Here is a 26072-nt window from a genome sequence, read left to right on the forward strand (position 1 = left end):
GGGGGTTCAGTGGGTCCGGTGGGGCCCGACGCGGAACCGGGTGAAGGTGGCGGTGCCGGCCCGGCCCTGGCCGGCGGGAGCGAGGGCGAACAGGCCGAGCAGCGCCCCGACCCAGCGCCAGGGGGTGGCGGCGAACTCCCGGCCGACGGGGACGGGATACGGGCCGTCGCCCCGGTCGCCGTCGCCGAGGTCGTACGAGAAGCGGCAGCGCGCCCCCGGCACCGTCTCGATCCGCAGCCGGGCCCGTCCCCGGGGTGCGGGCCGGGGCCGGTCGGCGTCCCGCTCGGCGTCGGCCACCGACTCGGCGAACCGGTGGACCAGGTGCACGGTCCCGTCGGTGTCCCGCTGGAGCCCGATCCAGCGGTAGGCGTCGCCGAGGACCGCGAGCCCGGCCCGCGCGCCGGGTTCCTCGCCGTCCAGCCGCAGCTCGACCTCGATCACCGAGGGCTCGCCGGGGAAGCGCTGGGTGAGGACGCTCGGCAGCAGGCGCAGGTCGTGCGCGTCGGCCGAGCGGACGCAGGTCAGGCGCAGCCCGTCCCCGGCGTGCTGGGTGGCCCAGCCGGCGCGGGGGTTGGCCGTCCACGACCACTGACGGCCGAACCGTCCGCCGGGGAAGTCGTCGTCGGTCGCGGGCGCGGCGGGCGGCTGGGGCGGCAGGGCGGGACGCGGGTGCTCGGTGACCGGGGCGCCGTCGTCGCCGAGGACCGGCCAGCCCCGGCGGTCCCACCGCATCGGCTGGAGGTGGACCACCCTGCCGTACGCGCCGCGCTGCTGGAAGTGCAGGAACCAGTCCTCGCCGGACGCCGTGCGCACCCAGCCGCCCTGGTGGGGGCCGTTGACGTCGGTGTCCTTCTGCTCCAGGACGACCTTCTCCTCGTACGGTCCGAAGAAGTCGCGGGAGCGGAAGGCGCCCTGCCAGCCGGTCTCCACCGAACCGGCGGGGGCGAGGATCCAGTACCAGCCCTCGTGCAGGTGGAGCTTGGGGCCCTCCAGGGTGAACCAGCCGGGGAGCCGGTCGGCGTCGACGATCACCTTGCCGTCGTCGAGGAGTCCGGTGCCGTCGGGCTGCATGCGGTGGCCGGTGAGACGGTTCTTGATGCCGGAGCGGGAGCGGGCCCAGGCGTGCACGAGGAAGGCCTCGCCGGTCTCCTCGTCCCACAGGGGGCAGGGGTCGATCAGGCCCTTGCCTGACTTGACCAGGTGGGGTGCGGTCCACGGGCCCCGGATGTCGGGGGCGTTGACCTGGAAGACGCCCTGGTCGGGGTCGCCCCAGAAGATCCAGAAGCGGCCCGCGTGGTGGCGCAGGGCCGGCGCCCAGACGCCGCAGTCGTGGCGGGGCCGGGCGAACTCCCGCTCGGGCTCCAGGCGCTCCAGGGCGTGCCCGACCAGGGTCCAGTCGACCAGGTTGCGGGAGTGCAGCAGCGGCAGGCCGGGGACACGGCCGAAGCTGGAGGCGGTCAGGTAGAAGTCGTCGCCGACGCGGACGACGTCCGGGTCGGACCAGTCGGCGTTCAGGACGGGGTTGGTGTAGGTCCCCGGGTTTTCGGCGGCGGTCTCGGGGCTCACGGGCTCACCGCCTTGCGTACGAGGGCGGCGGCACCGTCGGCGTCGAGGCGGCCGTCGGCGACGACGGTGACGATGCGGCGGACCAGGGTGTCGCCCGCGGCGACGGTCAGCCGGTCGTCGTGGGCCAGCGAGGACCCGACGCCCGGATACTCCTCGGTGCGCACGAACCACGGGTCGCGCCGGGTGCGTTCCGTGGCGCCGGCGAACACCAGCGACCAGTTCTCCCCGGCCAGCGCGAGCCAGTCGGCGCGGCTGCCGTGCACCTCGCGCTCGCCGTCCCGGTCGGCGGTGAAGGCCCTGGGCGCCGCGCTCTCCTTGCGGGCGCGCCAGAAGAAGCCGCCGTAGGCCGCGCCGGGGCGCCCGTTGGTGGCGGGGCTGCCGATGGTGAGCGGGTCCGGGGTGGTGTTGGTGAGGGAGAAGGTGAAGTCCAGCGCCCAGGCGGTGGCGGTGAGTTCGGTGGCCGCGACCGTCCGGCGTTCGCGCAGCAGCTCGGCGCCGCCGGCGGCCCAGCGCAGTTCCTCGACGAAGCCGTCGGGGTCGCGGAGCTGGAAGGCGGTGTGCCGCTGGGTGCCGTGGTTGTCCAGCTCGGTGGGTCCTCGGTCGCGGACGTAGGTGCGCCCGCCCCAGAAGTTGTGCCCCTCGACGTCGGGAACGGCGACACCGACGCCGAGGTGATGGAGGTGGTCGGCGGGGCCGAACTCGGTCACGGCCGTGCCGGCCAGGGTGGTGACGGGGTGCAGGCAGGGGCGCGGGGAGAGCCGGTACGGCAGTTCGGGCCTGGTCACGTACCGGGCGACGGGGCGGCCCGCCACGCGCAGCACCGGGGAGTCGTTGCCGGTCATCGGGTGCTCACCTCGTATGGCGAATGCTCGGTGCGCGGCGCCCAGGGCGCGCCCAGTTCGGAGTAGAGGGAGAGGGTGTCGGCGGCGGCGGCCACGAGGGCGTCGATGCCGGGGACGACACGGCGGTCCTCGTCGGGGGCGCGGCGCCAGGCGGCGGCGGGCAGCGGCTCGGGGTCGGGTGCCCGGCGGATCGCCTCGACGACCCGCATGAAGGCGCCCGTCTCGTCCGGGGCCACCAGCAGGGGGGCGCCGGTGGTGAGGTGGTCGACCAGGTTCTCCAGCAGGTCGGTGCGGCCGTGGTGGAATTCCTCGGGGCCGTGCCCGCCGCGCTGGAGCAGCACGCGGTCCTGCTTGTACCAGAAGGTGACGCGGCCGCTGGAGCCGTGCACCAGGACGTACGGCTCGTCGGCCCGCTCCGCGCACAGGGTCGCGGCGACGGTGACGCGGTGCCCTCGCACGGTGCCGATCCGTACGCAGGAGGTGTCGTCGGCCTCGATGTCGTTGGCGTGGCTCAGCTCGGTCTCGATGCCGGTGACGTCCTCGGCGCGGGTGGTGCCGCCGAGCGCGAGCGCGGTGGCGACGGCGTGGGCCAGCGGGTTGGTCAGCGCGCCGTCGATGACGTCGGCGCCGTTCAGCCGCCGCCTGCCCGACCAGGGCGCCCGGCGGAAGTAGGCCTCGTCGCGCACCCAGGCGCCGGCCCCGCCGATGCCCACGACCTCGCCGATCGCGCCCTGGGCGACCAGCTCGCGGACGGCCGGCACGGCGTGCGAGCCCAGCGACTGGAACCCGATCTGGCAGGCGACGCCGGCCTCGGCGACCCCGTCGGCCATGCGGCGGAACTCGGCGTACGACGGCGCGGGGGGCTTTTCGAGGAGCAGGTGCACGCCTCGGCGGGCGGCGGTCAGCGCGAGGTCGGTGTGGGTGGGGATCGGCGTGCAGATCACGGCGATCCGGGCGCCGGTGGAGTCGAGCAGGGCGCCGAAGTCGGTGGACTGCTCGGGGAGTTCTCCCCCGGCCTCCTCCTCGGTCAGCGGGGTCAGCTCGCAGATGCCGGCCAGCCGGACCAGTCCCGCCCGCTCCAGGCGGCGGATGTTGGCGAGGTGTTGGCGGCCGTGGCCGCGGGCGCCGGCGAGGACGACGGGAACCGGGCTCATCCCTTCACCGCCCCGGCGCTGAATCCGGTGATCAGCCACTTCTGGATGAAGGCGAAGACGATCACGACGGGGACTGCGGCGACGATGCCGCCGGCGGCGAGCGCGCCGAGGTCGACGCTGTCCGCGCTCATCAGGGAGTTGAGGCCGACCGGGATGGTCTGCTTGTGCTGGTTGTTGAGGAACATCAGGGCGAACAGGAAGTGGTTCCAGGAGTGCACGAAGGCGAAGGAACCCACCGCGATCAGGCCCGGCCGCAGCAGCGGCAGTACGACGATCCGGAAGGCCCGGAACCGTCCGCAGCCGTCGACCCAGGCGGCCTCCTCCAGGGAGTACGGCACGTTCTTGATGAAGTTGCTGATCAGGATGATCGACAGCGGCAGCTGGAAGACCGTCTCGGCGATGATGACGCTGCCCAGCGAGTTGATCATCTGAAGCTTGGCGAAGATCTCGAACAGCGGCACCAGGAGCAGCGCTCCGGGCACGAACTGGGAGCAGAGCAGGGCGAGCATGAAGCCCCGCTTGATCCCGAAGTCGAACCTGGCGAGGGCGTAGCCGCCGGCCAGGGCGACGAGCGTGGTCATCACCAGGGTCGCGAGGCCGACGTACACGCTGTTGGTGAAGTAGGTGCCGAAGCCACGGTCGGTCCACACCTTCTCGAAGTGGTCGGTGGTCATCGGCCAGGGCACGAGCGAGGTCGAGCCGGCCGGTCGCACCGCGAAGAGCAGGATCCAGTAGAACGGGATCAGCGTGAAGACCAGGTAGATCCCGAGCGGCAGATAGATCTGCCAGCGGGGCACCTCGTCCCAGGCCGGGCGCTTCCTGCCCGGCCGCGGCGGTGCGGGGGCGACCCGCGCGGGGGCGGGGGCGGCCGCGGGGGCCTCCTTGGTGATCACTTGTTCTCGCCTCCGAACTTGCTCAGCCGCAGGTAGACGATCGAGCAGAAGAGCAGGATCACGAACGCGACCGTGGTGAGGGCCGACGCGTAGCCGAAGTCGTGGGCGTCGACGCTGGTGTTGGCGATGTACAGGGGCAGCGTCGTGGTCTCGCCCGCGGGTCCGCCGCCGGTCAGGGTGTAGAGCAGGTCGACGTTGTTGAACTCCCACACCGCGCGCAGCAGCGTGGACAGGATGATGGCGTCCTTCAGGTGCGGCAGCGTGATGTGCCAGAACTGCTTGAGCCGGCTGGCCCCGTCGACCTCGGCGGCCTCGTACAGGTCCTTCGAGACGGACTGGAGGTCGGCGAGGATGAGGATCGCGAAGAAGGGCACGCCGCGCCAGAGGTCGGCGACCACCGCCGCGGAGAACACGGTCGAGGTGTCGGAGAGCCAGCTGGTGCCGTACGAGCCGATGCCCATGTCGGCGAGGTAACGGGTGACGCCGGTCTGGGAGTTGTAGAGCAGCACCCAGATCGCCGAGGTGAGGACGCCGGAGACCGCCCACGGGGAGAAGACCAGCGCCCGTCCGATGCCGCGGCCCACGAACGTCTGGTTGACGATGAGCGCCAGCGCCAGTCCGAACAGCAGCTGCAGTCCGACCTCGACGAAGACCCACTTGGCGCTGAAGGCGAGGGTGTCCCAGAAGACCGCGTCGTCGGTGAAGATCCTGACGAAGTTGTCGAAGCCCGCGAAGCCGTTGCGCCACGGCTTGGTGGGGTTGTAGTCCTGCAGGCTGTAGTAGAAGACGCTGATGACCGGGTAGGCGATGAAGCCCAGCATCAGCAGGGCGGCCGGTCCGATCAGCAGGTACGGGAGCCTGCGCGGTGTGGCCGAGGCACGGCGCCGCCGGGGTGGCGCGGGCGGTTTCGCCACGGCTGCGGCTTGGGCCATGACAGTTCTCCGTTCTGGTACGTCATCTCTGGTACGTCGTGCGGGCGTTCACGGAGCCGGGGGAAGCGCTTTCTGCACGGGCAGGGGTGTGCCGGGTCCCGCCGTCGGCGGGCTCAGCCGGCGTAGGGGTCCTGCACCTTGCCGGGGCGGGCCAGGAACTCGAAGTCGCAGCCGGTGTCGGCCTGGGTGATCTGTTCGTTGTAGAGCGCGCCGTAGCCGCGCTCGTAGCGGGCGGGCGGCGGCGACCAGGCGGCCCTGCGGCGCTCCAGCTCCTCGTCGTCCACGTCGAGCCGGAGGGTGCGGGCCTCGACGTCGAGGGTGACGGAGTCGCCGGTGCGCACCAGGGCGAGCGGTCCGCCGACGTACGACTCGGGGGCCACGTGCAGCACGCAGGTGCCGTAGCTGGTGCCGCTCATCCGGGCGTCCGAGATCCGGACCATGTCCCGCACGCCCTGCTTGAGCAGGTGGTCGGGGATGGGCAGCATGCCGTACTCGGGCATGCCCGGGCCGCCCTTGGGCCCGGCGTTGCGGAGCACCAGCACGCTGTCGGCGGTGATGCCCAGTTCCGGGTCGTTGATGGTGCGCTGCATGGTCCGGTAGTCGTCGAAGACGACGGCGGGACCGGTGTGCTTGAGCAGGCGCGGCTCGGCGGCGATGTGCTTGATGACGGCACCGTCCGGGCAGAGGTTGCCGCGCAGCACGGCCACCCCGCCCTCGCTCGCGACCGGGTTGTCGCGGGTCCTGATGACGTCGTCGTGGTGGACGAGGGCGCCGGCCAGCTGCTCGCGCAGGGTGTCGTGGGAGACGGTGGGCCGGTCCAGGTGGAGCAGGTCGGTGATGCGGGAGAGGAAGCCGGGCAGGCCCCCGGCGAAGTGGAAGTCCTCCATCAGGTGGGTCTGTCCGCCGGGGCGGACGTTGGCCAGCACCGGGACGGTGCGGGCGATGCGGTCGAAGTCGTCGAGCGTGAGGGTGACGCCCGCGCGGCCCGCCATGGCGATCAGGTGGATCACGGCGTTGGTGGAGCCGCCGAGGCCGAGCACGGTGGTGACGGCGTCCTCGAAGGCGTCGGCGGTGAGGATGTCGCTCAGTTTCCGGTCCCGGTGGACCAGTTCGACGATGCGCAGCCCGGCCGCGGCGGCCATCCGGTCGTGCCCGGAGTCGACGGCCGGGATGCTGGAGGCGCCGGGGACCGTGACGCCGAGGGCCTCGGCGGCGGCGGTCAGCGTGGAGGCGGTGCCCATCGTCATGCAGTGGCCGGGCGAACGGGCCAGGCCGCTCTCCAGCTCCTGCATCTCGCAGTCGCCGATGAGGCCGGCCCGCTTGTCGTCCCAGTACTTCCACATGTCGGTGCCGGAGCCGAGGGTCTGGCCGCGCCAGTGCCCGGGGAGCATGGGACCTGCGGGCACGAAGACGGCGGGCAGGTCGACGCTGGCGGCGCCCATCAGCAGGGCGGGCGTGGACTTGTCGCAGCCGCCCATCAGCACGGCGCCGTCGACCGGGTAGGAGCGCAGCAGCTCCTCGGTCTCCATGGCGAGGAGGTTGCGGTAGAGCATCGGGGTCGGCTTCTGGAAGGTCTCGCTGAGCGTGGAGACCGGGAATTCGAGGGGGAAGCCGCCCGCCTGCCAGACTCCCCTCTTGACCGCCTGGGCGCGGTCGCGCAGGTGGACGTGGCAGGGGTTGATGTCGGACCAGGTGTTGAGGATCGCGATGACGGGCTTGCCCAGGTGCTCCTCGGGCAGGTAGCCGAGCTGGCGGGTGCGGGCGCGGTGGCTGAAGGAGCGCAGGCCGTCCGTGCCGTACCACTGGTGGCTGCGCAGCTCTTCCGGGGACTTCCTGGGGGTCATATGGACCACCCCGCGGCGATGGCGGCGACCTCGGCGCGCTCGCTCTCGGGCAGCGGTTTGCTCGGCGGACGGACCTCGCGTCGGCACAGGCCCAGCGAGGCGAGGGCCTCCTTGACCACCGTGACGTTGTTGGCGGAGCCGTTGGCGGCGCGCAGTTCCTCGAAGCGGCGGATCTGCTCCCAGACCTTCATGGCGGCCGGATAATCACCCGATCGAAGCGCTTCGATCATGTTCAGCGAAACGGCCGGGGCGACGTTCACCAGCCCCGAGGTGAAGCCGGTGGCGCCCGCGCTGAAGTACGAGGGGGCGTACGGCTCGGCGAGCCCGGCGACCCAGACGAAGCGGTCGAGGCCGGCGTCGCGGGCGAACGCGGCGAACCTGGCGGCGTCCGGGACGGCGTACTTCACGCCGATCACGTTGGGGCAGGCGTCGGCGAGTTCGGCGAGGCGTGCGCCGGGCAGCTGGGGGTTGCGCAGGTAGGGCACGACGCCCAGTTCGGGCACGGCCCCGGCGATGGCGCGGTGGTAGTCGACCCAGCCGCCCTGGGAGACGTAGGGGTGGACGGGCTGGTGGACCATCACCATGGAGGCGCCCAGGTCGCGGGCGTGCCGGGCGGAGGCGACCGCGGTCGGCACGTCGTGGCCGACGCCGACCAGGATCTCCGCGCGCTCCCCCGCCTCCTCGATCGTCAGCTCGGTGACGAGGCGGCGCTCAGCCGGATCGAGGGCGTAGAACTCGCCGGTGTTGCCGTTGGGGGTGAGCGTCGTGATGCCACCGTCGAGGAGACGACGCAGCAGGGCCCGGTAGGTGGCGGGGTCGACGGTGCCGTCCTCGGCGAACGGGGTCACCGGGATCGCCACCACGTCGGCCAGGGCCGCCCGCTGGGTCTCGAACGTCGCTGTCATGCCTGACCGTCCTCTTCCTGGGCCGCGCTCCCCGCTTCGGGGAAGGCCCGCTCGACGAACGACGCGATGTGCGCGTGCAGGGCGCCGGCCGCGCCGTCCGCGTCACCGGCGAGGGCGAGGCGCAGGATCTCCTGGTGCTCGCCGGCCTCCCGTTCCCAGGAGGGGTCGGCGGCCCAGGCGACCGCGGAGACGAGCGCCGCCTGGTCGCGGACCTCGTCGAGCATCCGGCCGAGCAGCGGGTTGCCGCACGGCACGTACAGGGCGCGGTGGAACTCGCGGTTGGCGAGCGACCGTTCGGCCGTGTCCGTGGCCCGGTCGGCGCGGGTGAGCGCGTCCCGGGCGGCGTCCAGGGAGGCTTCGCGGAGCACGGCGCGCCGGAGCGCCTCGGGCTCCAGGAGCAGGCGGACGTCGTAGACCTCGCGCGCCATGTCCGCGTCCACCATGCGCACGGTGACGCCCTTGTACTGGCTCATCACGACCAGCCCGGTACCGGCCAGCGTCTTGAGCGCCTCGCGCACCGGTGTCTTGGACACCCCGAACTGTGCGGCGAGGTCGGTCTCGACCAGGGCCTGGCCGGGCGTCAGCCGGCCGGTGAGGATGCGGCGTTTGATCTCCTCCAGCACGTACTGCGTGCGGGAGGGGATCGGCGTGGGCACAGAGGTCATGCGCGCCTCTCGGAATCTCGCGTCGGATGCGCGGACCTCGGACGTCCGCTCCCGGCACCGGGCCCTGACATCAGATCTCGCGTATCGCGTCTCATATATGACGTACGAAGTACGACGCGTTGAAGGTAAGAGGGGCGTGGGGGCGCGTCAATGCTTCTGACGAAGAAAGTTGCGGGGGCGGGGGGAACGCGACTGCCGTTCCCCCCGCCCCCACCGGAGTTGTTCGCGGGCCGCGCCCGGGTCAGCGCAGGGCGACCACCAGGGCGTCGCTGGGCGAGCACCAGGCCTGGCGGGCCTCGGCGAAGCCGACGGCGCGGAGGGTGTCCGTGTGCCACACGGTGGTGGTGGGCCGGTCGCGCACGACCGCGGCGGCGTCGGAGGTGCGGCGCGGGTCGCCGAGCCGGGCGAAGCGCTCGGCTGCCGCTTCGGCGAGGGCGGGGGACTCGGCGGCCTCGGTCCACCAGCTCGCCCAGTCCTGGGCCCCGGCCGCCTGCTCGCGCTCCTTGCGGGCGACGTGGAAGGCGTGCGCCGCGGCGTTGATGCGGGGCGCGGACTCGTCGGTCATGTGGTCGGCGTTGAGGAAGACGCCGCCCTCGCGGACCACCCCGGCCAGGTCGCCGTACAGCTTGCGCAGCGGATCGGTGTCCAGCCAGTGCAGCGCCGTCGCGGTCACCACGGCGTCGTAGGAGCGGTGCGGGAGCGCCTCGGTCCACGCCGGGTCCGTCAGGTCCGCCGTGACGAACGCCGCGCGGTCCTCCCCGGCGAAGTGGCCGCGGGCGATCGTCAGCAGCACCGGGTCGATGTCCACGCCGGTGGTCCGGGCTCCGGGGAAGCGCCTCAGCACGCGGTCGCTGATGCTTCCGGTGCCGCACGCGAGGTCCAGGACGACCGGCTCGGGGCCCGCGACGGCCTCCACCATGTCCAGCATCACCCGGAAGCGCTCCTCGCGGTCGGGCATGTACCACTCCTGCTGGCGGTCCCAGCTGGTCTGCCAGGCCCGCCAGTCGATGGTGGGGTCGGGGGCGTTCGTGGTGGTCGGGGTGGTCGTGCTGGTCTCCGGCATGGGTGCCTCTCGTGACGCTGGTCGGTTCGCTGGTGTCGGTCGGATCAGGGACGTACGGCGGGTCGTACGGCGGGGGCGGGCGTGGCGGGGGCGAGGTGTTCGGCGCGCAGGAGCAGGCGGGTGGCCTCGGCGCGCGGCGCGGTGAGTACGCCGGCGCAGGCGCCCTCCTCCACGACCCGGCCGCCGTCCAACACCAGCAGCCGGTCGGCGACCGTCCGCAGCAGGCCCAGGTCGTGGCCGATCCACACCACCGCGGTGCCCGACTCGCGGCGCAGCCGGCCCACTTCGGCCACCACCAACTGCGTGGCGGTGGCGTCCAGGGCGGTGGTGATCTCGTCGCAGACCAGGACGTCGGGTCCGGCCAGTACGGCGCGGGCGAAGGCGGCGCGCTGCAGTTCGCCCCCGGACAGTGCCTCGGGGCGCCGGCGTGCGGTCTCCTCGCCGACGCCGAGCCGCGCGAGCAGTTCGGCCGCGCCGGTGGCCGCCTCGGCGGGGGCCAGGGCGCGCAGGCGTACGGCGGTGCGGGCGACCTGGTCGAGCACGGTGCGGCGCTCGTCGAAGGAGCCGCGCACCTCCTGCCACACGTACTGCACGCGGCGCTTGGCCGTGCGGTCGCGGTGGCGCAGCACCGGCAGGGGTACGCCGTCCAGGAGCAGCCGCCCGTCGTGGCGCTCGTGGAGCCCGGCCAGGCACCTGGCCAGCGTCGTCTTGCCGCTGCCGGAACGCCCGGCGACGGCCAGGCAGTCGCCCGGACCGACGGCCAGCGACACGCCGCTCAGCACCTCGCCGCGCCGCCCCGGCCGCAGCCAGGCGGACAGTTCCTCGGCGACCAGGAGACCGGGCCGGCCGGACGGGGCGACGGACACTTCGGGCCACCCGGGGGCAGTTGACCGGGCAGGCGCCGCACCCTCGGCGCCCGGCCCCGCGACACCCGCTCCCGCGGCAGCCGCGCCGGAAGCGGCGCCCGCCGCGGGAGTGCCGGAGCCGACGCGCACGGCGGACCGAGCCGTCACCGGGCCTTCGGCACCCGCTCGGGGAGCACCGGGGTCCACGGACGGCGGCGTCCCCGCGGCGTCCGCGAGCCCCGCGAGGCCGGGCACCGGCCCGGATCCCGGTGCCCTCGGCGCGGGACCCGGCAGGACCTCGTCGGCGGGCCCGGCGGCCGTGACGCGGCCCGACTCCAGCACGACCACGTGGTCGGCCAGGGCGCGCACCATGGCGTGGTCGTGGCTGAGGAGGAGGATCGCGATGCCGGTGCGGGCGAGGTCGGCGAGTTCGCGGGTGAGGCCCATCCGGGTCACCGTGTCCAGGCCGGTGCCGGGCTCGTCGAGCACCAGGGCACGCGGGCCGCAGGCCAGCACCTGTGCGAGGGCGACCCGTTGCCGCTGTCCGCCGGAGAACTGGTGCGGGAAGCGCCGCAGTACGTCCCGGGTGTCCGGGAGCTGCGCCAGCCGCAGTGCCTCGGCGGCGCCGTCCCGTGCCCGCGCCCGCCGGCTCGGGCCACCCGGCGTCCCACCCCCACCGCCCGGCGCCCGGCGGCCGCCGTCGGTCCCCTCCCGTCCCTCCCTGCCGTGCAGCCGGGACAGCTCGCGGAGCACCGCGCCCGTCCGGCGGGCCGGGTTCAGGGCGCTGCCCGGGTGCTGCGGCATGTAGGCGACGGTCGAGCCGCGTACCGCCGCCGCCCCCGCGGTGACACCTCCGTCGTCCACCACGGCGCTGCCCGCGACCCGTACCGAGCCCCGCAGCCGTACGCCCGGCTGGGCCTCGCCGAGCAGGGCCAGCGCGGTGGTGGTCTTGCCGCTCCCGGAGGGCCCGACCAGCGCGGTGACGCGGCCCGGGAGCACCTCCAGGTCCACGCCGTGCAGCAGGACGGCGGAGTCCGTGACCGCCGTCAGCCCCGCCACCTCGATCACGGGCCTCACCGCACGGCCTCCGTTTCCCTGCCCGCGCGCACGACGGCGGCCGGCTTCCGCGCCGGGGCGCTCCGCGTACTGCCGTACCCCCGGCGTTTGATCAGACTGTCCGACAGCAGGTTCAGGCCGACGGTGAACATCACCAGCATGGCGGCGGGCGCGCACACCGCCCACGGCTGGACCAGCAGCGCCTCGCGGCTGCCCGCGATGGTCACACCCCAGTCCGGCGAGGTCGGTTCGAGGCCGAGGCCGAGGAAGTTCGCGGCGGCGACGGTGAAGACCGCGGTGCCGACCCGGGTGCCGGCGTCCGCGGCGGCGACCGGCAGGACGGCGCGGCCGACGTAGCCGAAGACGATCCGGGGCCAGGACTCGCCCTGGAGCCGCATCGCCTCGACGACCGGACCGCTGGCGGCGTCGAGGGCGGCGGCGCGGACGAGGCGGGCGACGGCCGGGACGCCGATCGCGGCCACCGCGAGGGCGATCGCGACCGCGCTGCCGTGCCTGACCAGGCCCACCACGCTGATGACCAGCAGCGAGGGCACGGGCAGGACGACCTCGACCGGCCGCAGCAGCAGTTCGTCGACCCAGCGGTGCCGGGTGACGGCGGCGGCGAGGCCGAGGGTGCCGCCGGCGACGTAGGCGAGCGCCACCGCGCAGCAGGCGACGCCGAGCGCGCTGGGTCCGCCGCGCAGCAGCAGGGCGAGCACGTCGCGGCCCATGCCGTCGGTGCCGAGCGGGTGCCCGTCGCCGAGGACGTAGGGCGCGCCGTCGGGCGTGGCGATCGCGGGTGCGAACAGCGGCCCGGCGACGGCCACGGTCACCGGGACGGCGAGCAACAGGACCGAGAGGGCCGTCAGGAGCGAGGGGCGGCGGCGGGCCGTCATCGCAGCACCTCCGTGCGGGGCGCGAGCCGGTGGGAGACGAGGTCGGCGGCGAGGTTGAGCGCCAGGCCGATGGTGGCGAGCAGCAGGGTCAGGGCCTGCACGGTGGGGATGTCGCGGCTCTGCACGGCGTCGATCAGCGCGGTGGCGGTGCCGGGCACGGCGAAGACGGCCTCCACGACCAGGACGCCGCCGAGCAACTGGTCTCCGGTTCTGGCCAGTTCCTGGGCGCCGGGGACGGCGGCGCCCGGCAGCACGTGGCGCAGCACGAGCCGGCCGCGCGGCACGCCCAGCCGTCTGGCCTGCACGGTGTACCCGGCGTGCAGGGCGGTGACGGTGCCGGCGCGTATCTGCCGGGAGAGCAGGCACACGGTGCGGGCCAGCAGCACGGCCACCGGCAGCACCAGGAGCGTGGGCCGCGCCAGCAGGTCCCCGGCGTCCGCGCCCAGCCAGGTGGAGGGCAGCCAGCCGAGCCGCAGTGAGACCACGGCGACGAGGGTGAGCGCGAGGACGAAGTCCGGTACGGAGTTCAGGGCGAGGGTGAGTCCGGACAGCGTCCTGTCCGTGCGGCTGCCTTCCCTGAGCCCCATGAGCAGTCCGAGGCCGACCGCGAGCGGCACGAGGATCACGAGGGTGACCGCGGCGAGCGTCAGCGTGGCGCCCAGCGAGCCCGACACGATGGAGCCGACCGGCTCGCCCCCGACGAGCGAGGTGCCCGGGTCGCCGGTGAGCATGGCCCCGGCCCAGGTGGCGAAGCGCTCGGCGAGCGGCCGGTCGAGGCCCATCTGGTGGCGCAGCTCCGTCACCTGCGCCGGGTCGATGGCGAGTTCGTTGAACTGGACCTCGGCCGCGTCGCCGGGCAGGACGGCGGTCAGGAGGAAGACGAGGACGGCGAGCACCGCGAGCTGGCACAGGGCGAGCAGCAGCCGCCGGGTGGCGTATCGGAGCATGTCAGGCCAGCCAGACGGTGTCGAAGCGGGCCCAGTCGACGGTGTTGGGCGGCGCGGAGGCCACCCCGTGCAGCCGCCCGGACACGGCGTTCAGCCAGTCGGGGTGCCCCCACAGCAGCAGTCCGCCCCTGTCGTGGATCGTGCGCTGGAGTTCTCCGTACCGGCGGGTGCGTTCGGCGGTGTCGACGACGGCCTGCGCGCGGTGGAACTCCGCGTCGAACTCGGGGCGTTTCCAGGCGCTGGCGTTCTTGGGCCCGGTGGCGGTCAGCCGGTCGCCGATGTAGCTGGGGATGGGCATGGCGCCGCACCGGTGGCTACCGAGCAGGCCGGTGGTGAGCTGGTCGGTGTAGTAGCTCTCGGGCGGCCCGGTGCCGACGTCGATCCGCAGTCCCGCCTCGGCGGCCTGCTCGGCGAACAGGTGCGCGGCGTCGGTGAATCCGTCGGCGGCGGTGGACGTGTAGAAGGAGATCCGCTGGTTGAGGGTGCCGGTGGCGCGCAGCAGGCGGCGGGCCTCGTCGACGTCGCGTTCGCGCTGCGGGACGTGCTCGGGGTAGTACGTGTAGCCCTTGCCGTACATGTCGTTGCCGAGGGTGCCGCGGGCGCCGAGGACGACCTCGACGAGCCGTTCGCGGTCGGCGAGGAGTTTCAGGGCGAGCGCGGCCCGCGGGTCGTCGAAGGGCGGCCGGTCGGTCTTCATGGCGAAGCCCTCGGCGCCGCTGCGGGGCGTGGAGACGATCCTCACGCGCGGGTTGGCCTCCACGACGCGCGCGAAGGTGGGCGACATCTCGTGCGCGTAGTCCACCTCGCCCGCCTGTACGGCGCTGGCCCGCGCCTCGGTCTCCGCGGAGAGGATCCGTATCTCGTCCGGGTAGGGAGCGCCGTCCCAGTGGTCGTCGAACCGGCGGGCGGTGAAGGAGCGGCCGGCCCGGAAGGAGACGAACCGGAACGGTCCGGTGCCCACCGCCCTGGACGGGTCCCGGTAGCCGTGCCGGACGACGGAGGTGCCGCTCGTCGCGAGCAGCGTGGGCAGTTCGGCGTGCGGCCGCTTCAGCGCCAGCTCCACGGTGTCCGAGCCGACGCCGCGCGAGTTCTTCAGGTCGACGACGGAGAGCGAGCCGCGTGCCACCCGGTCCGCCGCGCCCGGGTCGAGGATGCGGGCCAGGGTGTACAGCACGTCGTCGGCGTCGAGCCGGTGCCCGTCGTGGAAGACGGCGCGGCGCAGCCGGAACCGCCACACCGTGCCGTCCCGGTCGGACTCCCAGCTCCGCGCCAGCCTGGGCACGGGGCGCAGCGTGGCGTCCAGGTCGAGGAGCCGGTCGAAGACCTGCTTGTGCCGGGCGATGTCCACGAACTGCCGCTGTGCGTGCGGGTCCATGGTCTCCTTCGCCCCCGCCCCGGGGAACACGGCCCGTACGGTGCCGCCGCGCCGTGGCGGAGCGTCGTCGTCCCCGGCGGACGCGGCGGCCCGGCACGAGGTCAGCAGCGCCGCGCCGGCGGCCCCGCCCAGACCCAGGACGGCCCGCCGGGAGAGGGGGGCGGGCAGCACGGAGGACACCTCGGGGACTCCTCTTCGCCTTCGTCTCGGATATTGCACCGATCATGCTATTGCAAACGATGTGCGAAAGGGAGACGGGGCCGCCTGCCGGACCGAACGGGGAAATGAGGCACCTGCCCGATGCCTAGCCCCACCCCTTAGATCCACGATGACCAGGCATGACGAAGCCTCCGACGAAACGAACCCGGCCCGTTCCCCCGATCCTGCGGGACCGTGACGCGACTCTCTACCTCGCCGGGGTCGTGGTCTCCGGCTTCGGCACCTCGGCCCTGTGGCTGGCGTCCGGCGTGTGGGTGAAGGACCTCACCGGCTCGGACGGACTCGCGGCACTGTGCATGCTCGCGATGTGGGCGCCGACACTCACGGGCCCGGCCCTGGGCACCCTGGCGGACCGCGTCCGCCGCAAGCCCCTGCTGCTCGCCACCAGCCTGCTGATGGCCTGCCTGCTGCTCACACTCTTCGCCGTCGACTCACGGGGCACGCTGTGGCTGCTCTTCGCGGTGCTCTTCGTGTACGGCGCGGCGGGCGTCGTCCACGACGCGGCCGAGTCGGCGCTCGTCGCCGCCGCCGTCGACCCGAGGCTGCTCGGCGACTTCAACGGCCTGCGGATGACGGCGAACGAGGGCATGAAGCTGGTGGCGCCGCTGGCCGGGGCGGGCCTGTACGCGGCGTACGGCGGTCCGGGCGTGGCCCTGCTGGACGCGGCGACGTTCGTGCTGGCCGCCGCCGTCTACGCCGCCTTGCGCACACGGGAGGCGCCGCTGGAGCGCCCTGCGACGAACTGGCGACGGCAGACGGCCGAGGGGGCCCGGTACCTGTGGGGCCACCCCGGGCTGCGCCCGCTCGTCCTCGCGGGCGGCGTCACGATGCTGTGCGCGGGCGTGAACGGCGCCACGGCCTACGCCGTCGTCGACGCCCTCGGCCACTCCCCCGCGTACGCCGGTGTGCTGTACGCCGTCCAGGGCGCCGGTTCGGTGGTCGTGGGCCTGCTCGCCGGGCCGGCCCTCCGCCGCCTGGGCGCACGCCGCTTCGCGGCCGGCGGAATCGCGCTGCTCGCGCCGGCGCTGGCGGTGCGCGCGGCACCGTACGACGCCGTGGCCCTGGCCACCAGCGCGGCGATCGGCGTGGGGCTGCCCGCGGTGCTGATCGCCACCCTGACCGCCGTCCAGCACGAGACACCGGGCCCTCTCCTCGGCCGCGTCACGGCGACGGCCAACTCCCTGGTCTTCACCCCGAACGTGCTGGGCCTGGCCGCGGGCGCGGCGCTGGTGGAACTGGCCGACCTGCGCCTGCTGCTCCCGGCCGTGGCAGCGGTGTTGCTGACCACGGCCCTCGCGCTGACGACCGGTCGGACTCGAGCGGCCGGGGCGGATAACGTGCGGGCATGACAACGACGGGGAAGCGAAGGGTCCTGTACCGACAGGGCACCGGATTCTGGCGGATGACGGCACAGTGGGTTCTGGTCTTCGGGACGCCGTACCTGGTGGACGGCGGGCTGCTCCGCTCGTGGGGCGACGCTCTGGTCTGGCCGATGATCGGCGTCCTGCTGTGGGTGCCGTTCGGGATCGGCGTCGCCTGGTACCCCAAGAAGGACCACCTGGTCACGCTGACGACGCGGGAACTGCGCGTGCGCCGCAAGCGGCTGCCGATGGAGAAGGTGAACCTCCTCCACGTGGCCCGGCTGTGGCTGGAGGGCCGGTCGACCGCGGACGACCGGCCGGTGTCGGAATGGATCCGGCGCGACCGGGTGGTGTGGGTGCCGCTGCAGGACGGCCGGGCGTTCGGCGTGGAGTTCCGCGACCCGGCCGCGTTCGCCAAGGTCTTCGGCGCCTTCGCGGTCGCCGCGTGCGGCGGGCCGGACCTCGTCCGTGCGAGGGCCGCGAGCGCGACCTACCCCGACCCGCGGCCCATACGCCCCCGCCCCGCCGACAACGGTTCCTGGCCGGACCTCCTGGACGTCTTCGGCTGAGCTCCGGGCAGGGCGGACGACGGCAGTCACCGCCGCCCGGCGGGACGGCTGGTCGGTACACCCTTTCCGGCGCTCACCGCGCCCCGACCCCCGCCCGCACCCCCTCCAGGTCCCCGGCCGAGGCCAACCCCGCGTGGTACAGCCGCAGTTCCGTGGCCCCCAGCTCCCCCGCGCGGGCGGCGTCGGCGGCGAGGGTGGCGGGGCTGCCGCCCATGCCGGAGACCACCGTGAGGTTGGCGGCGAGGACGGCTCCCTCGACGGCCTGCTCGGCGAACGGCGTCAGCAGGCCCGCGCCGCCCGTACAGGGGACGACCACGCCGTCCGCGACGGACAGGATGTGCGCGGGGTCGACGCCGGCGTTGGCTCCGCAGTGGTAGGAGACCGGGTCGGCGTGGAGCAGGACCTGGAAGCCGTCGGGTGCGGCGGTGCGGACCGCCGAGACCGCCGCCTCCTGGAGAGTGCGGGCGCGGTCGTCCCGCCACGCGCGCGTGGCGTCCGCCGTCGCCGCGCCGAGGAGCTTCTCGACGCCTGCCCAGCCCCCGTCCGAGGGCGCCGCACCCCGCCACACCGGCTCCAGCGCGGTGCGCACGGCGGCGGCGAGTCCGTCGGCGTCGAGGCCCTGACCGCCGTACCCCGCCCGGCAGTCGGGGCAGAAGCACAGCGACATCAGGTACTGCCCGGCGTCCCCGAGGGGCAACCCGGCGGTCTTGTCGTGGGCGTGCAGGTGGGCGAGCCCGTACCAGCCGAGCGACTCCAGTTCGGTGCCGCGCGCCGCGGGCCGCACCGCCGCCTCGGCGGCCAGGTCGGTGAGGTACGCGCGCGTGGCGGGCTGCGCGATGCAGGGCGCCCAGGGGTAGCGGTCGCCGTAGGCGTTGACGACGGAGGTGTGCGGGTGCTCGGCGCCCAGGCGGGAGTTGTGGGCGAGGACGACCCAGGTGTGCACTTCGAGGCCCGCGTCCGCGAGGGCGGTGGCGGCCTCGCCGAACGCGTCGCCGGGCGCCCAGTCGCCGGACTCGTAGGGGCGCAGGTCCCGGCCCTCCCAGCGGGCGGTGTCCGGTGGGTAGAGGACGGCGGCGTGCTCGGCGGTGACGACCCGGTGGCGCGGGTGGCGGGGGGTGAGGGCGCGGGTGGAGTGGTAGGCGGCGGCGAGTGTCACCTGCGCCACGCCGAGGTCCGCGATGCGCGCGGGGGCCTCCGGGTCGCCGTTGACGTCCCAGGGGTAGACGAACGCCGACGCCTTCACCGGTCCCCCTCCGCGTCGAGCAGCGCCTGGCCCCGCTCGATGATCTGCGCGAGCTGCTTCACGTGGTCCTCGGCCGGTTCCTGCAGCGGCGTGCGGACCTCCCCCACGTCCAGGCCGCGCAGCCGTACCCCCGCCTTGACCAGGGAGACGGCGTATCCGCGGCCCTGGGCGCGCAGTTCGACGAACGGCCGGTAGAAGCCGTCCAGGAGACGGTGCGCCGTGGCCTGGTCGCCCTCGCGCAGCGCCCGGTGGAAGGCGAGGGCGATCTCGGGGGCGAAGCAGAACACGGCGGAGGAGTACAGGGGGACGCCCACCGCGCGGTAGGCGAGCTGGGTCTGTTCGGCGGTCGGGAGGCCGTTGAAGTACAGGAAGTCCGCGCCGGGCAGCTCCGTGCGCACCGCGCTGACGATCCGCTGCATGAGATCGAGGTCGCCGAGGCCGTCCTTGAGGCCGACGATGCCGTCCGTGCGGGCCAGTTCGACGACGCCGCCGGGGGTGAACACGGCGTTGTCGCGCTGGTAGACGATCACGGGCAGCGGGGTCGCGGCCGCCACCTCCCGGTAGTGCCGCACCAGCCCCTCCTGTCCGGCGTGCACCAGGTAGGGCGGCATGGCGAGCAGGCCGTCGGCCCCGGCGTCCTCGGCGAGGCGGGCGTAGCGCACGGCGAGGGCGGTGCCGTAGCCCGCGCCCGCGAGCACGGGCACCCGGCCCGCGCTCTCCTCGACGGCCGCGCGGACGCAGGCGGCGAACTCCTCGGGCGTCAGGGCGTGGAACTCGCCGGTGCCGCAGCAGGCGAACACGGCCGCGGCGCCGGCCTCGATCCCGCGGCGCACATGCGTGCGGTAGACGTCGAGGTCGATTCCGCCGTCGGGTCCGTACGCCGTGACGGGGAAGAACAGCGGCCCGCTGGGCGCGGTGAGCCGGGCGGCGAGAGGGGCTGAGGTCACGGGAGCTCCCCATTCCATATTTATGACCTGCGTCTACATTTCTGAACATGACCACGCTAAGCCGCCCCGCGAACACCGTCAAGCAGACGCCCTCTTGACGCGTGACCACCCGTTCCTTAGCGTGTCCACGCATATGAACACCAGGCACGCACTCGTACGCCCACTCGCCGCGCACCCGCCCGGCGTACGACTGCCGTCGCTCCAGGAGACCTAGGAGTCCCGAGGATGCCCGCTCCCCGCACCGTCCTGCTCACCGGCGCCGCCGGCGGCCTCGGCACCCTGATGCGGGAACTGCTCCCCGACCACGGCTACGAACTCCGCCTGCTCGACCTGCGCCCGGTCGAGGGCGAACCGGACGCGATCGTCGCCGACCTCGCCGACCGGGACGCCCTGCGCGAGGCGGTCCGGGGCGTCGACGCGATCATCCACCTCGCGGGCATCTCCCTGGAAGCCTCCTTCGAGAAGATCCTCGCCGCGAACATCGAGGGCACCTACAACCTGTACGAGGCCGCCCGCGAGGAGGACGTCGGCCGCATCGTCTTCGCCTCCTCCAACCACGCCGTCGGGTACACCCCCCGCCCGCGGGGCGACGACCCCCTCATCCCAATCGACACGCCGCGCCGACCGGACACCTTCTACGGACTGTCCAAGTGCTTCGGCGAGGACCTGGCCCAGCTGTACTGGGACAAGCACGGCATCGAGACCGTCTCCGTCCGCATCGGCTCCTGCTTCCCCGAGCCGACCAGCGTGCGGATGCTCTCGGTGTGGATGAGCCCAGCGGACGGCGCCCGCCTCTTCCACGCGGCCCTCACCGCCGAGAACGTCGGACACACCGTCGTCCACGGCTCCTCCGCCAACACCCGCCTGTGGTGGGACCTGACCTCCGCGCGGGCGCTCGGTTACGAGCCCCTGGACGACTCCGAGCCGTACGCCGACAAGCTCCTCGCCGAGCAGGGCGACCTCGACCCCGGCAACCCCGCGCACGCGCGCCTGGGCGGCCACTTCGTGACCGACCCCCCGATCTGGCCGTACTGACCGGAAGACGACCCCGCACGAGGCGGACGGGCACCGAACGGGCCCGTCCGCCTCGGCATGCGGGCATCCGCGCTGCCCGTTCTCACCCCGCCCCGCGCTGCGCCCCAGGTCCGAGACGGGCGCCCGGCACGGCAAACGGGCACACCCGGGCAGTATCGGATCCGCAACAGGCCTGGTCAGTGCCGCACGGCCGCTGTAGAACTTCCCCCAAGGGCCACACGGGCCCGAACGGGCAACCACACGGCGACGAGGCGGTGAGGCAGGTGTTCGGCATGAACACGAGGACGACGGAAGAGCGTCGGCACGAGATCGTGCGGGTCGCCCGCGCCACCGGTTCGGTCGACGTCACCGCGCTCGCCGCCGAACTGGGCGTCGCCAAGGAGACCGTACGACGGGACCTGCGCGCCCTGGAGGACCACGGCCTGGTCCGCCGCACCCACGGCGGCGCCTACCCGGTGGAGAGCGCCGGGTTCGAGACCACGCTCGCCTTCCGGGCCACCAGCCACGTGCCCGAGAAGCGCCGGATCGCGTCCGCCGCCGCCGAACTGCTCGGCGACGCGGAGACGGTCTTCATCGACGAGGGCTTCACCCCCCAGCTCATCGCCGAGGCCCTGCCCCGCGACCGGCCGCTGACCGTGGTCACCGCGTCCCTGCCGGTGGCCGGCGCGCTGGCCGAGGCCGGCGACACCTCAGTCCTGCTGCTCGGCGGCCGGGTCCGCTCGGGCACCCTGGCCACCGTCGACCACTGGACGACGAAGATGCTGGCCGGCTTCGTCGTCGACCTGGCGTACATCGGCGCCAACGGCATCTCCCGCGAGCACGGCCTCACCACCCCCGACCCCGCCGTCAGCGAGGTCAAGGCGCAGGCCGTCCGGGCGGCCCGCCGCACGGTTTTCGCCGGCGCGCACACCAAGTTCGGGGCGGTGAGCTTCTGCCGGTTCGCGGAGATCGGCACCCTGGAGGCCATCGTCACCAGCACCCTGCTGCCCTCCGCCGAGGCACACCGCTACTCCCTGCTCGGACCGCAGGTCATCCGCGTCTGAGCAGCCGTCACCTCCACCCCCCCGTCCCCGTGCCCCGTACGGCACACCCACACCTTCCACTGCCCCTTACTTCCCCATACCTCCCCATACGTTCAGGAGCGATCCATGCGAACCCAGAGCCGACGGAGGCCGCGAGCCACGCTCGCCATGGCCGCCGCAGGGACGCTGCTCGCCCCGCTGCTCACCGGCTGCTGGGTCGGGGCGGGCGGCGCCGGATCCGGCGGCAACGCCATCAACGTCCTCATGGTCAACAACCCGCAGATGGTCGAGCTGCAGAAGCTCACCGCCGACCACTTCACCAAAGAGACCGGCATCAAGGTGAACTTCACCGTCCTGCCGGAGAACGACGTCCGCGACAAGATCAGCCAGGACTTCGCCAACCAGGCCGGCCAGTACGACGTCGCCACCCTCTCCAACTACGAGATACCGATCTACGCCCGCAACGACTGGCTGCACGAGATGAACGGCTACGTCGCGAAGGACCCGGCCTACGACGAGGAGGACGTCCTCGGCCCGATGCGCGAGTCCCTCACCGGCGACGACGGCAAGCTCTACGGCCAGCCCTTCTACGGCGAGTCGTCCTTCCTGATGTACCGCAAGGACCTGTTCGCCAAGGCGGGCCTGACCATGCCCGAGCACCCCACCTGGACCCAGGTGGCGGACTTCGCCGAGAAACTCGACGGGGCCGAGCCCGGCATGAAGGGCATCTGCCTGCGCGGACTGCCCGGCTGGGGCGAGATCATGGCACCCCTGACGACGGTGGTGAACACCTTCGGCGGCACCTGGTTCGACAAGGACTGGCAGGCCCGGCTCGACTCCCCCGAGTGGAAGAAGGCCACCGAGTTCTACGTCGGCCTCGTCCGCGAACACGGCGAGTCCGGCGCCGCCCAGTCCGGCTTCGCCGAGTGCCTGAACAACGTCACCCAGGGCAAGGTCGCCATGTGGTACGACGCCACCTCCGCGGCCGGCTCCCTGGACGCCGCCAAGTCCCCGGTCAAGGGCAAGATCGGTTACGCGCCCGCCCCCGTGGAGAAGACGGACTCCTCCGGCTGGCTCTACACCTGGGCCTGGGGCATCCAGAAGGCCTCCCGCAACTCCGACAAGGCCTGGAAGTTCGTCTCCTGGGCGTCCAGCAAGGAGTACGAGCAGCTGGTCGGCGACGAGATCGGCTGGTCCAACGTCCCGGCCGGCAAGCGAGCCTCGACGTACGAGAACCCGGCCTACGTCAAGGAGGCCGCCGCCTTCCAGGAGATGACCAGGAAGGCCATCGAGGGTGCCAAGCCCAAGAACCCCGGCCTGCAGCCCCGCCCGGCACCCGGCATCCAGTTCGTCGGCATCCCCGAGTTCACCGACCTCGGCACCAAGGTCTCCCAGGAGATCAGCGCGGCCATCGCCGGACGCCAGTCCGTCGACGAGGCCCTGAAGAAGTCCCAGCAGCTCGCCGAGCAGATCTCCGAGGAGTACGAGGGACGATGACCGCCACGACCACGGCCCCCTCGGCCGCACCCGACCACACACGCCCCACCGTCCGCCCGCCGTCCGGCCGGCTGCGCGCCTGGGCCACCCGGGCCCCTCTGCTCCCCGCCCTGATCTTCATGATCGTGGTCACCCAACTGCCCTTCGTGGCGACGCTGGTGATCTCCTTCTTCGACTGGAACGCCCTCTACCCGGACGCCCGCAGCTTCACCGGATTCGCTAACTACGGCGACGTCCTCAGCGACCCGGCCCTGCGCAAGTCGGTGTGGACGACGATCCTGCTGACCGTGGCGGTCGTCCTGGCCAGCCTGGTCCTGGGCCTGGCCCTCGCCCTGCTGCTCGATCGCAGGTTCAAGGGCCGGGGCGTGGTCCGCACCCTGCTGATCGCCCCGTTCCTCGTGGTACCGGTGGCGGCGGCCCTGCTCTGGAAGCACGTCCTCTACAACCCCGAGTACGGCCTGCTCAACGGCCTGTTGCACTACGTCGGCGGACCACAGCCGGACTGGATCTCGAACACCCCGCTGCTCGCGGTCGAGCTGTCCCTGGTGTGGCAGTGGACACCGTTCATGATGCTCATCCTGCTGGCCGGCCTGCAGAGCCGGGACCAGCAGCAGATCGAGGCCGCCCGGGTGGACGGCGCGGGCGACTGGCAGATCTTCGTCCACCTCACCCTGCCCCACCTGCGCCGCTACCTCGAACTCGGCGCCCTGCTCGGCTCGATCTACATCGTCCAGAACTTCGACGCCGTCTTCACCATCACGTCCGGCGGCCTGGGCACGGCCAACCTGCCCTACACCGTCTACCAGAGCTTCTACCAGGCCCACGAGAACGGCCTCGCCTCGGCCGCGGGCGTCCTGGTCGTCATCGGCTCGATCATCATCGCGACCTTCGCACTGCGCGTGGTGTCGTCCCTGTTCCGCGAGGAGGTCGGCCGGGCATGACCGCCACCGCCGTACGACCCGTCGTCACCGACGCCAAGCCCGCACGCACCCGCCGCAAGGCCGGTGCCGGCCTGGGCCTGGTGGCCTGGCTGGCCGGCATCGTGTTCTTCCTGCCCATCGCGTGGATGGCGCTGACCTCCTTCCACTCGGAGTCGGACGCCGCCACCAACCCGCCCTCCTTCGCCGCCTCCCTCACCCTGGACGGCTACCGCGAGTTCTTCGGCGCGGGCGGCGGCGCCAGCCCCTGGCCGGCCCTCGCCAACTCGGCGGTGGCGTCGATCGCCTCGACCCTCTTCGTGCTGGTCCTGGCCCTGCCGGCCGCCTACGCCCTGTCCATCCGCCCGGTGAAGAAGTGGACGGACGTCCTGTTCTTCTTCCTGTCCACCAAGATGCTGCCGGTGGTGGCGGGCCTGCTGCCGATCTACCTGTTCGCCAAGAACACGGACATGCTGGACAACATCTGGCTGCTGGTCATCCTCTACACGTCGATGAACCTGCCGATCGCGGTCTGGATGATGCAGTCCTTCCTGGCCGAGGTCCCCGTCGCGATCATCGAGGCGGCCCGGGTGGACGGCGCGAAACTGCCCACGATCCTGGTCCGCGTGGTCGCCCCCATCGCCCTCCCGGGCATCGCAGCGACCTCCCTGATCTGTTTCATCTTCAGCTGGAACGAACTGCTCTTCGCCCGGGTCCTGACGGGCGTGGTCGCCGAGACCGCCCCCGTCTTCCTGACCGGATTCATCACCAGCCAGGGCCTCTTCCTGGCCAAGGTGTGCGCCGCGTCGCTCGTCATCTCCCTGCCGGTGCTCGCCGCGGGGTTCGCCGCCCAGGACAAACTGGTCCAGGGCCTGTCGTTGGGAGCCGTGAAATGAAGGCCGCCGTCATCGAGTCCGTGGGCCGCGCCGTCGTCACCGAGGTCCCCGACCCGACGCCAGGTCCGCGCGAGGTCGTCGTCGAGGTCGCCGCCTGCGGCCTGTGCGGCACCGACCTGCACATCCTCCAGGGCGAGTTCGCGCCCAAGCTCCCCATCGTGCCGGGCCACGAGTTCGCCGGCGAGGTGGTCGGCGTCGGCGCCCAGGTCACGGAGGTGGCGGTGGGCGACCAGGTGGCCGTCGACCCCTCCCTCTACTGCTATGAGTGCCGCTACTGCCGCACCGGCCACAACAACCTCTGCGAACGCTGGGCGGCCATCGGCGTGACGACGGCGGGCGGCGCGGCCCAGTTCGCGGTGGCGCCGGTCGCGAACTGCGTGAAGCTCCCCGAGCACGTCCGCACCCAGGACGCGGCCCTGATCGAGCCGCTCTCCTGCGCCGTCCGCGGTTACGACGTCCTCCAGTCCCGCCTGGGCGCCCACGTCCTCATCTACGGCTCGGGCACGATGGGCCTGATGATGCTGGAGCTGGCCAAGCGCACCGGCGCGGCCAGCGTCGACATGGTCGACCTCAACCCGGCCCGCCTGGAAACGGCCCGCGGCCTCGGCGTCTCGGCCTCGGCCGCCACCCCCGACGAGCTGGACCGCCCCCAGGGCTGGGACCTGGTCATCGACGCCACGGGCAACGCGGCGGCGATCCAGGACGGCCTGGACCGGGTCGCCAAGGCCGGCACCTTCCTCCAGTTCGGCGTCGCCGACTACGCGACGCGCGTCCAGATCGACCCGTACCGCATCTACAACCAAGAAATCACCATCACGGGTTCGATGGCGGTCCTCCACAGCTACGAGCGCGCGGCGGAGCTGTTCGCCAACGGGGTCCTGGACCCCGACGTCTTCATCAGCGACCGCATCGAACTGGACCGCTACCCGCAGGCACTGGAGCAGTTCGCGGCGGGCGTGGGCCGCAAGATCGTGGTCGTGCCGTAGCACTGTCCGGCCAACGCCCGGCACCCCCAGCCCGTCCGGCGTTTGAGGACGAGGCCGTCCAGGCCGAAGCGGGGGTCTGGGGGCGCAGCCCCCAGGGACGGGAACGGGAAGGGGCGGCGGGGGCGAAAACCCCCCGGCCCCCCCCCCCCCCCCCCCCCCCCAGCCCCCCCGGCCCCCCCCCCCCCCCGGGCCCCACACCCCCCCCCCCCCCCGCCCCCCCCCCAAAACCCCCCCCACCCCCCCCCCCCCGCGCCCCCCCCCCCCCCCCCCCCCCCCCCCCCCCCCCCCCCCCCCCCCGCGGCCCCCCCCCCCGGCGCGCCCCCCCCCGCCGGGGCACCTTGCACACCCTTCACCTAGGAGGCATCGCAACACCGTGATCGTCCGTTCGTTCAAGGAG

The 26072-nt window shown here is 73.2% G+C and carries 23 protein-coding genes; 8 read left to right on the forward strand and 15 right to left on the reverse strand.

What is annotated here, in order from left to right; translation table 11 throughout:
• Positions 1-6: 6 nt before the first annotated feature.
• From ACIQFU_RS32165 to ACIQFU_RS32225, 13 genes are all read right to left on the reverse strand, one after another.
• The gene (locus ACIQFU_RS32165) at positions 7-1566 is read right to left on the reverse strand and encodes a family 43 glycosylhydrolase (RefSeq protein ID WP_402556268.1); all 1560 of its coding nucleotides are present in this window, start codon (positions 1564-1566) and stop codon (positions 7-9) included.
• Positions 1563-2408 carry a PmoA family protein gene (locus ACIQFU_RS32170; protein WP_402556269.1) on the reverse strand — a complete coding sequence of 282 codons (846 nt, stop codon included), beginning with the start codon at positions 2406-2408 and terminating at the stop codon, positions 1563-1565. Before ACIQFU_RS32170 ends, ACIQFU_RS32165 begins: the two co-directional genes overlap by 4 nt.
• The gene (locus ACIQFU_RS32175; protein ID WP_402556271.1) at positions 2405-3562 is read right to left on the reverse strand and encodes a Gfo/Idh/MocA family protein; all 1158 of its coding nucleotides are present in this window, start codon (positions 3560-3562) and stop codon (positions 2405-2407) included. The genes ACIQFU_RS32170 and ACIQFU_RS32175 overlap by 4 nt, the downstream gene beginning before the upstream one ends.
• Complete coding sequence (locus ACIQFU_RS32180) at positions 3559-4455, reverse strand: carbohydrate ABC transporter permease (protein ID WP_402556273.1); 897 nt, start codon at positions 4453-4455, stop codon at positions 3559-3561. Before ACIQFU_RS32180 ends, ACIQFU_RS32175 begins: the two co-directional genes overlap by 4 nt.
• Positions 4452-5387: a carbohydrate ABC transporter permease gene (locus ACIQFU_RS32185; RefSeq protein ID WP_402556275.1), complete on the reverse strand. Its 936-nt coding sequence runs from the start codon at positions 5385-5387 to the stop codon at positions 4452-4454. The genes ACIQFU_RS32180 and ACIQFU_RS32185 overlap by 4 nt, the downstream gene beginning before the upstream one ends.
• A gap of 113 nt (positions 5388-5500) precedes the next feature.
• Positions 5501-7231 carry an L-arabinonate dehydratase gene (araD, locus tag ACIQFU_RS32190; RefSeq protein ID WP_402556277.1) on the reverse strand — a complete coding sequence of 577 codons (1731 nt, stop codon included), beginning with the start codon at positions 7229-7231 and terminating at the stop codon, positions 5501-5503.
• On the reverse strand, positions 7228-8136 hold the full coding sequence (locus ACIQFU_RS32195) for a dihydrodipicolinate synthase family protein (protein ID WP_402556278.1): 909 nt from the start codon (positions 8134-8136) through the stop codon (positions 7228-7230). The genes araD and ACIQFU_RS32195 overlap by 4 nt, the downstream gene beginning before the upstream one ends.
• Positions 8133-8801, reverse strand: a complete 669-nt coding sequence (locus ACIQFU_RS32200) for a GntR family transcriptional regulator (RefSeq protein WP_402556280.1) — start codon at positions 8799-8801, stop codon at positions 8133-8135. The genes ACIQFU_RS32195 and ACIQFU_RS32200 overlap by 4 nt, the downstream gene beginning before the upstream one ends.
• Positions 8802-9042: 241 nt before the next feature.
• Positions 9043-9864 carry a class I SAM-dependent methyltransferase gene (locus ACIQFU_RS32205; protein ID WP_402556282.1) on the reverse strand — a complete coding sequence of 274 codons (822 nt, stop codon included), beginning with the start codon at positions 9862-9864 and terminating at the stop codon, positions 9043-9045.
• A gap of 44 nt (positions 9865-9908) precedes the next feature.
• The gene (locus tag ACIQFU_RS32210) at positions 9909-11786 is read right to left on the reverse strand and encodes an ABC transporter ATP-binding protein (protein WP_402556284.1); all 1878 of its coding nucleotides are present in this window, start codon (positions 11784-11786) and stop codon (positions 9909-9911) included.
• Positions 11783-12661 carry an ABC transporter permease gene (locus ACIQFU_RS32215; protein WP_402556286.1) on the reverse strand — a complete coding sequence of 293 codons (879 nt, stop codon included), beginning with the start codon at positions 12659-12661 and terminating at the stop codon, positions 11783-11785. Before ACIQFU_RS32215 ends, ACIQFU_RS32210 begins: the two co-directional genes overlap by 4 nt.
• Complete coding sequence (locus ACIQFU_RS32220) at positions 12658-13608, reverse strand: ABC transporter permease (protein ID WP_402556288.1); 951 nt, start codon at positions 13606-13608, stop codon at positions 12658-12660. The genes ACIQFU_RS32215 and ACIQFU_RS32220 overlap by 4 nt, the downstream gene beginning before the upstream one ends.
• A gap of 1 nt (position 13609) precedes the next feature.
• Positions 13610-15154 carry an ABC transporter substrate-binding protein gene (locus tag ACIQFU_RS32225; protein WP_402556290.1) on the reverse strand — a complete coding sequence of 515 codons (1545 nt, stop codon included), beginning with the start codon at positions 15152-15154 and terminating at the stop codon, positions 13610-13612.
• Positions 15155-15321: 167 nt separating this feature from the next.
• On the opposite strand from ACIQFU_RS32225, the gene ACIQFU_RS32230 reads away from it, so the two are divergent.
• Positions 15322-16551, forward strand: coding sequence for an MFS transporter (locus ACIQFU_RS32230; protein ID WP_402556291.1), 1230 nt, complete (start codon positions 15322-15324; stop codon positions 16549-16551).
• Entirely contained in the window at positions 16548-17132 is a 585-nt protein-coding gene (locus ACIQFU_RS32235; protein WP_402556293.1) for a hypothetical protein, read from the forward strand. Before ACIQFU_RS32230 ends, ACIQFU_RS32235 begins: the two co-directional genes overlap by 4 nt.
• A 73-nt stretch (positions 17133-17205) precedes the next feature.
• On the opposite strand, the gene ACIQFU_RS32240 is transcribed toward ACIQFU_RS32235, so the two are convergent.
• Both ACIQFU_RS32240 and ACIQFU_RS32245 read right to left on the reverse strand, forming a co-directional pair.
• On the reverse strand, positions 17206-18375 hold the full coding sequence (locus ACIQFU_RS32240; protein WP_402556295.1) for a hypothetical protein: 1170 nt from the start codon (positions 18373-18375) through the stop codon (positions 17206-17208).
• Complete coding sequence (locus ACIQFU_RS32245) at positions 18372-19322, reverse strand: 5-dehydro-4-deoxyglucarate dehydratase (protein ID WP_402556297.1); 951 nt, start codon at positions 19320-19322, stop codon at positions 18372-18374. The genes ACIQFU_RS32240 and ACIQFU_RS32245 overlap by 4 nt, the downstream gene beginning before the upstream one ends.
• A gap of 225 nt (positions 19323-19547) precedes the next feature.
• Between ACIQFU_RS32245 and ACIQFU_RS32250 the strand changes: the two genes are divergently transcribed.
• The 6 genes from ACIQFU_RS32250 (at position 19548) to ACIQFU_RS32275 (ending at position 25675) form a co-directional block, all read left to right on the forward strand.
• Entirely contained in the window at positions 19548-20357 is an 810-nt protein-coding gene (locus ACIQFU_RS32250) for an NAD-dependent epimerase/dehydratase family protein (protein WP_402556298.1), read from the forward strand.
• A 272-nt stretch (positions 20358-20629) separates the two neighbouring features.
• Positions 20630-21400 carry a DeoR/GlpR family DNA-binding transcription regulator gene (locus tag ACIQFU_RS32255; RefSeq protein WP_402556299.1) on the forward strand — a complete coding sequence of 257 codons (771 nt, stop codon included), beginning with the start codon at positions 20630-20632 and terminating at the stop codon, positions 21398-21400.
• A gap of 105 nt (positions 21401-21505) precedes the next feature.
• On the forward strand, positions 21506-22876 hold the full coding sequence (locus tag ACIQFU_RS32260; RefSeq protein WP_402556301.1) for an ABC transporter substrate-binding protein: 1371 nt from the start codon (positions 21506-21508) through the stop codon (positions 22874-22876).
• Positions 22873-23817 carry a carbohydrate ABC transporter permease gene (locus ACIQFU_RS32265; RefSeq protein WP_402556303.1) on the forward strand — a complete coding sequence of 315 codons (945 nt, stop codon included), beginning with the start codon at positions 22873-22875 and terminating at the stop codon, positions 23815-23817. The genes ACIQFU_RS32260 and ACIQFU_RS32265 overlap by 4 nt, the downstream gene beginning before the upstream one ends.
• Positions 23814-24689: a carbohydrate ABC transporter permease gene (locus tag ACIQFU_RS32270; protein WP_402556305.1), complete on the forward strand. Its 876-nt coding sequence runs from the start codon at positions 23814-23816 to the stop codon at positions 24687-24689. The genes ACIQFU_RS32265 and ACIQFU_RS32270 overlap by 4 nt, the downstream gene beginning before the upstream one ends.
• Complete coding sequence (locus tag ACIQFU_RS32275; protein ID WP_402556306.1) at positions 24686-25675, forward strand: zinc-dependent alcohol dehydrogenase family protein; 990 nt, start codon at positions 24686-24688, stop codon at positions 25673-25675. The genes ACIQFU_RS32270 and ACIQFU_RS32275 overlap by 4 nt, the downstream gene beginning before the upstream one ends.
• Positions 25676-26072: the final 397 nt, after the last annotated feature.

The organism is Streptomyces sp. NPDC093065 (genome assembly GCF_044754585.1).
Lineage (GTDB): Bacteria > Actinomycetota > Actinomycetes > Streptomycetales > Streptomycetaceae > Streptomyces.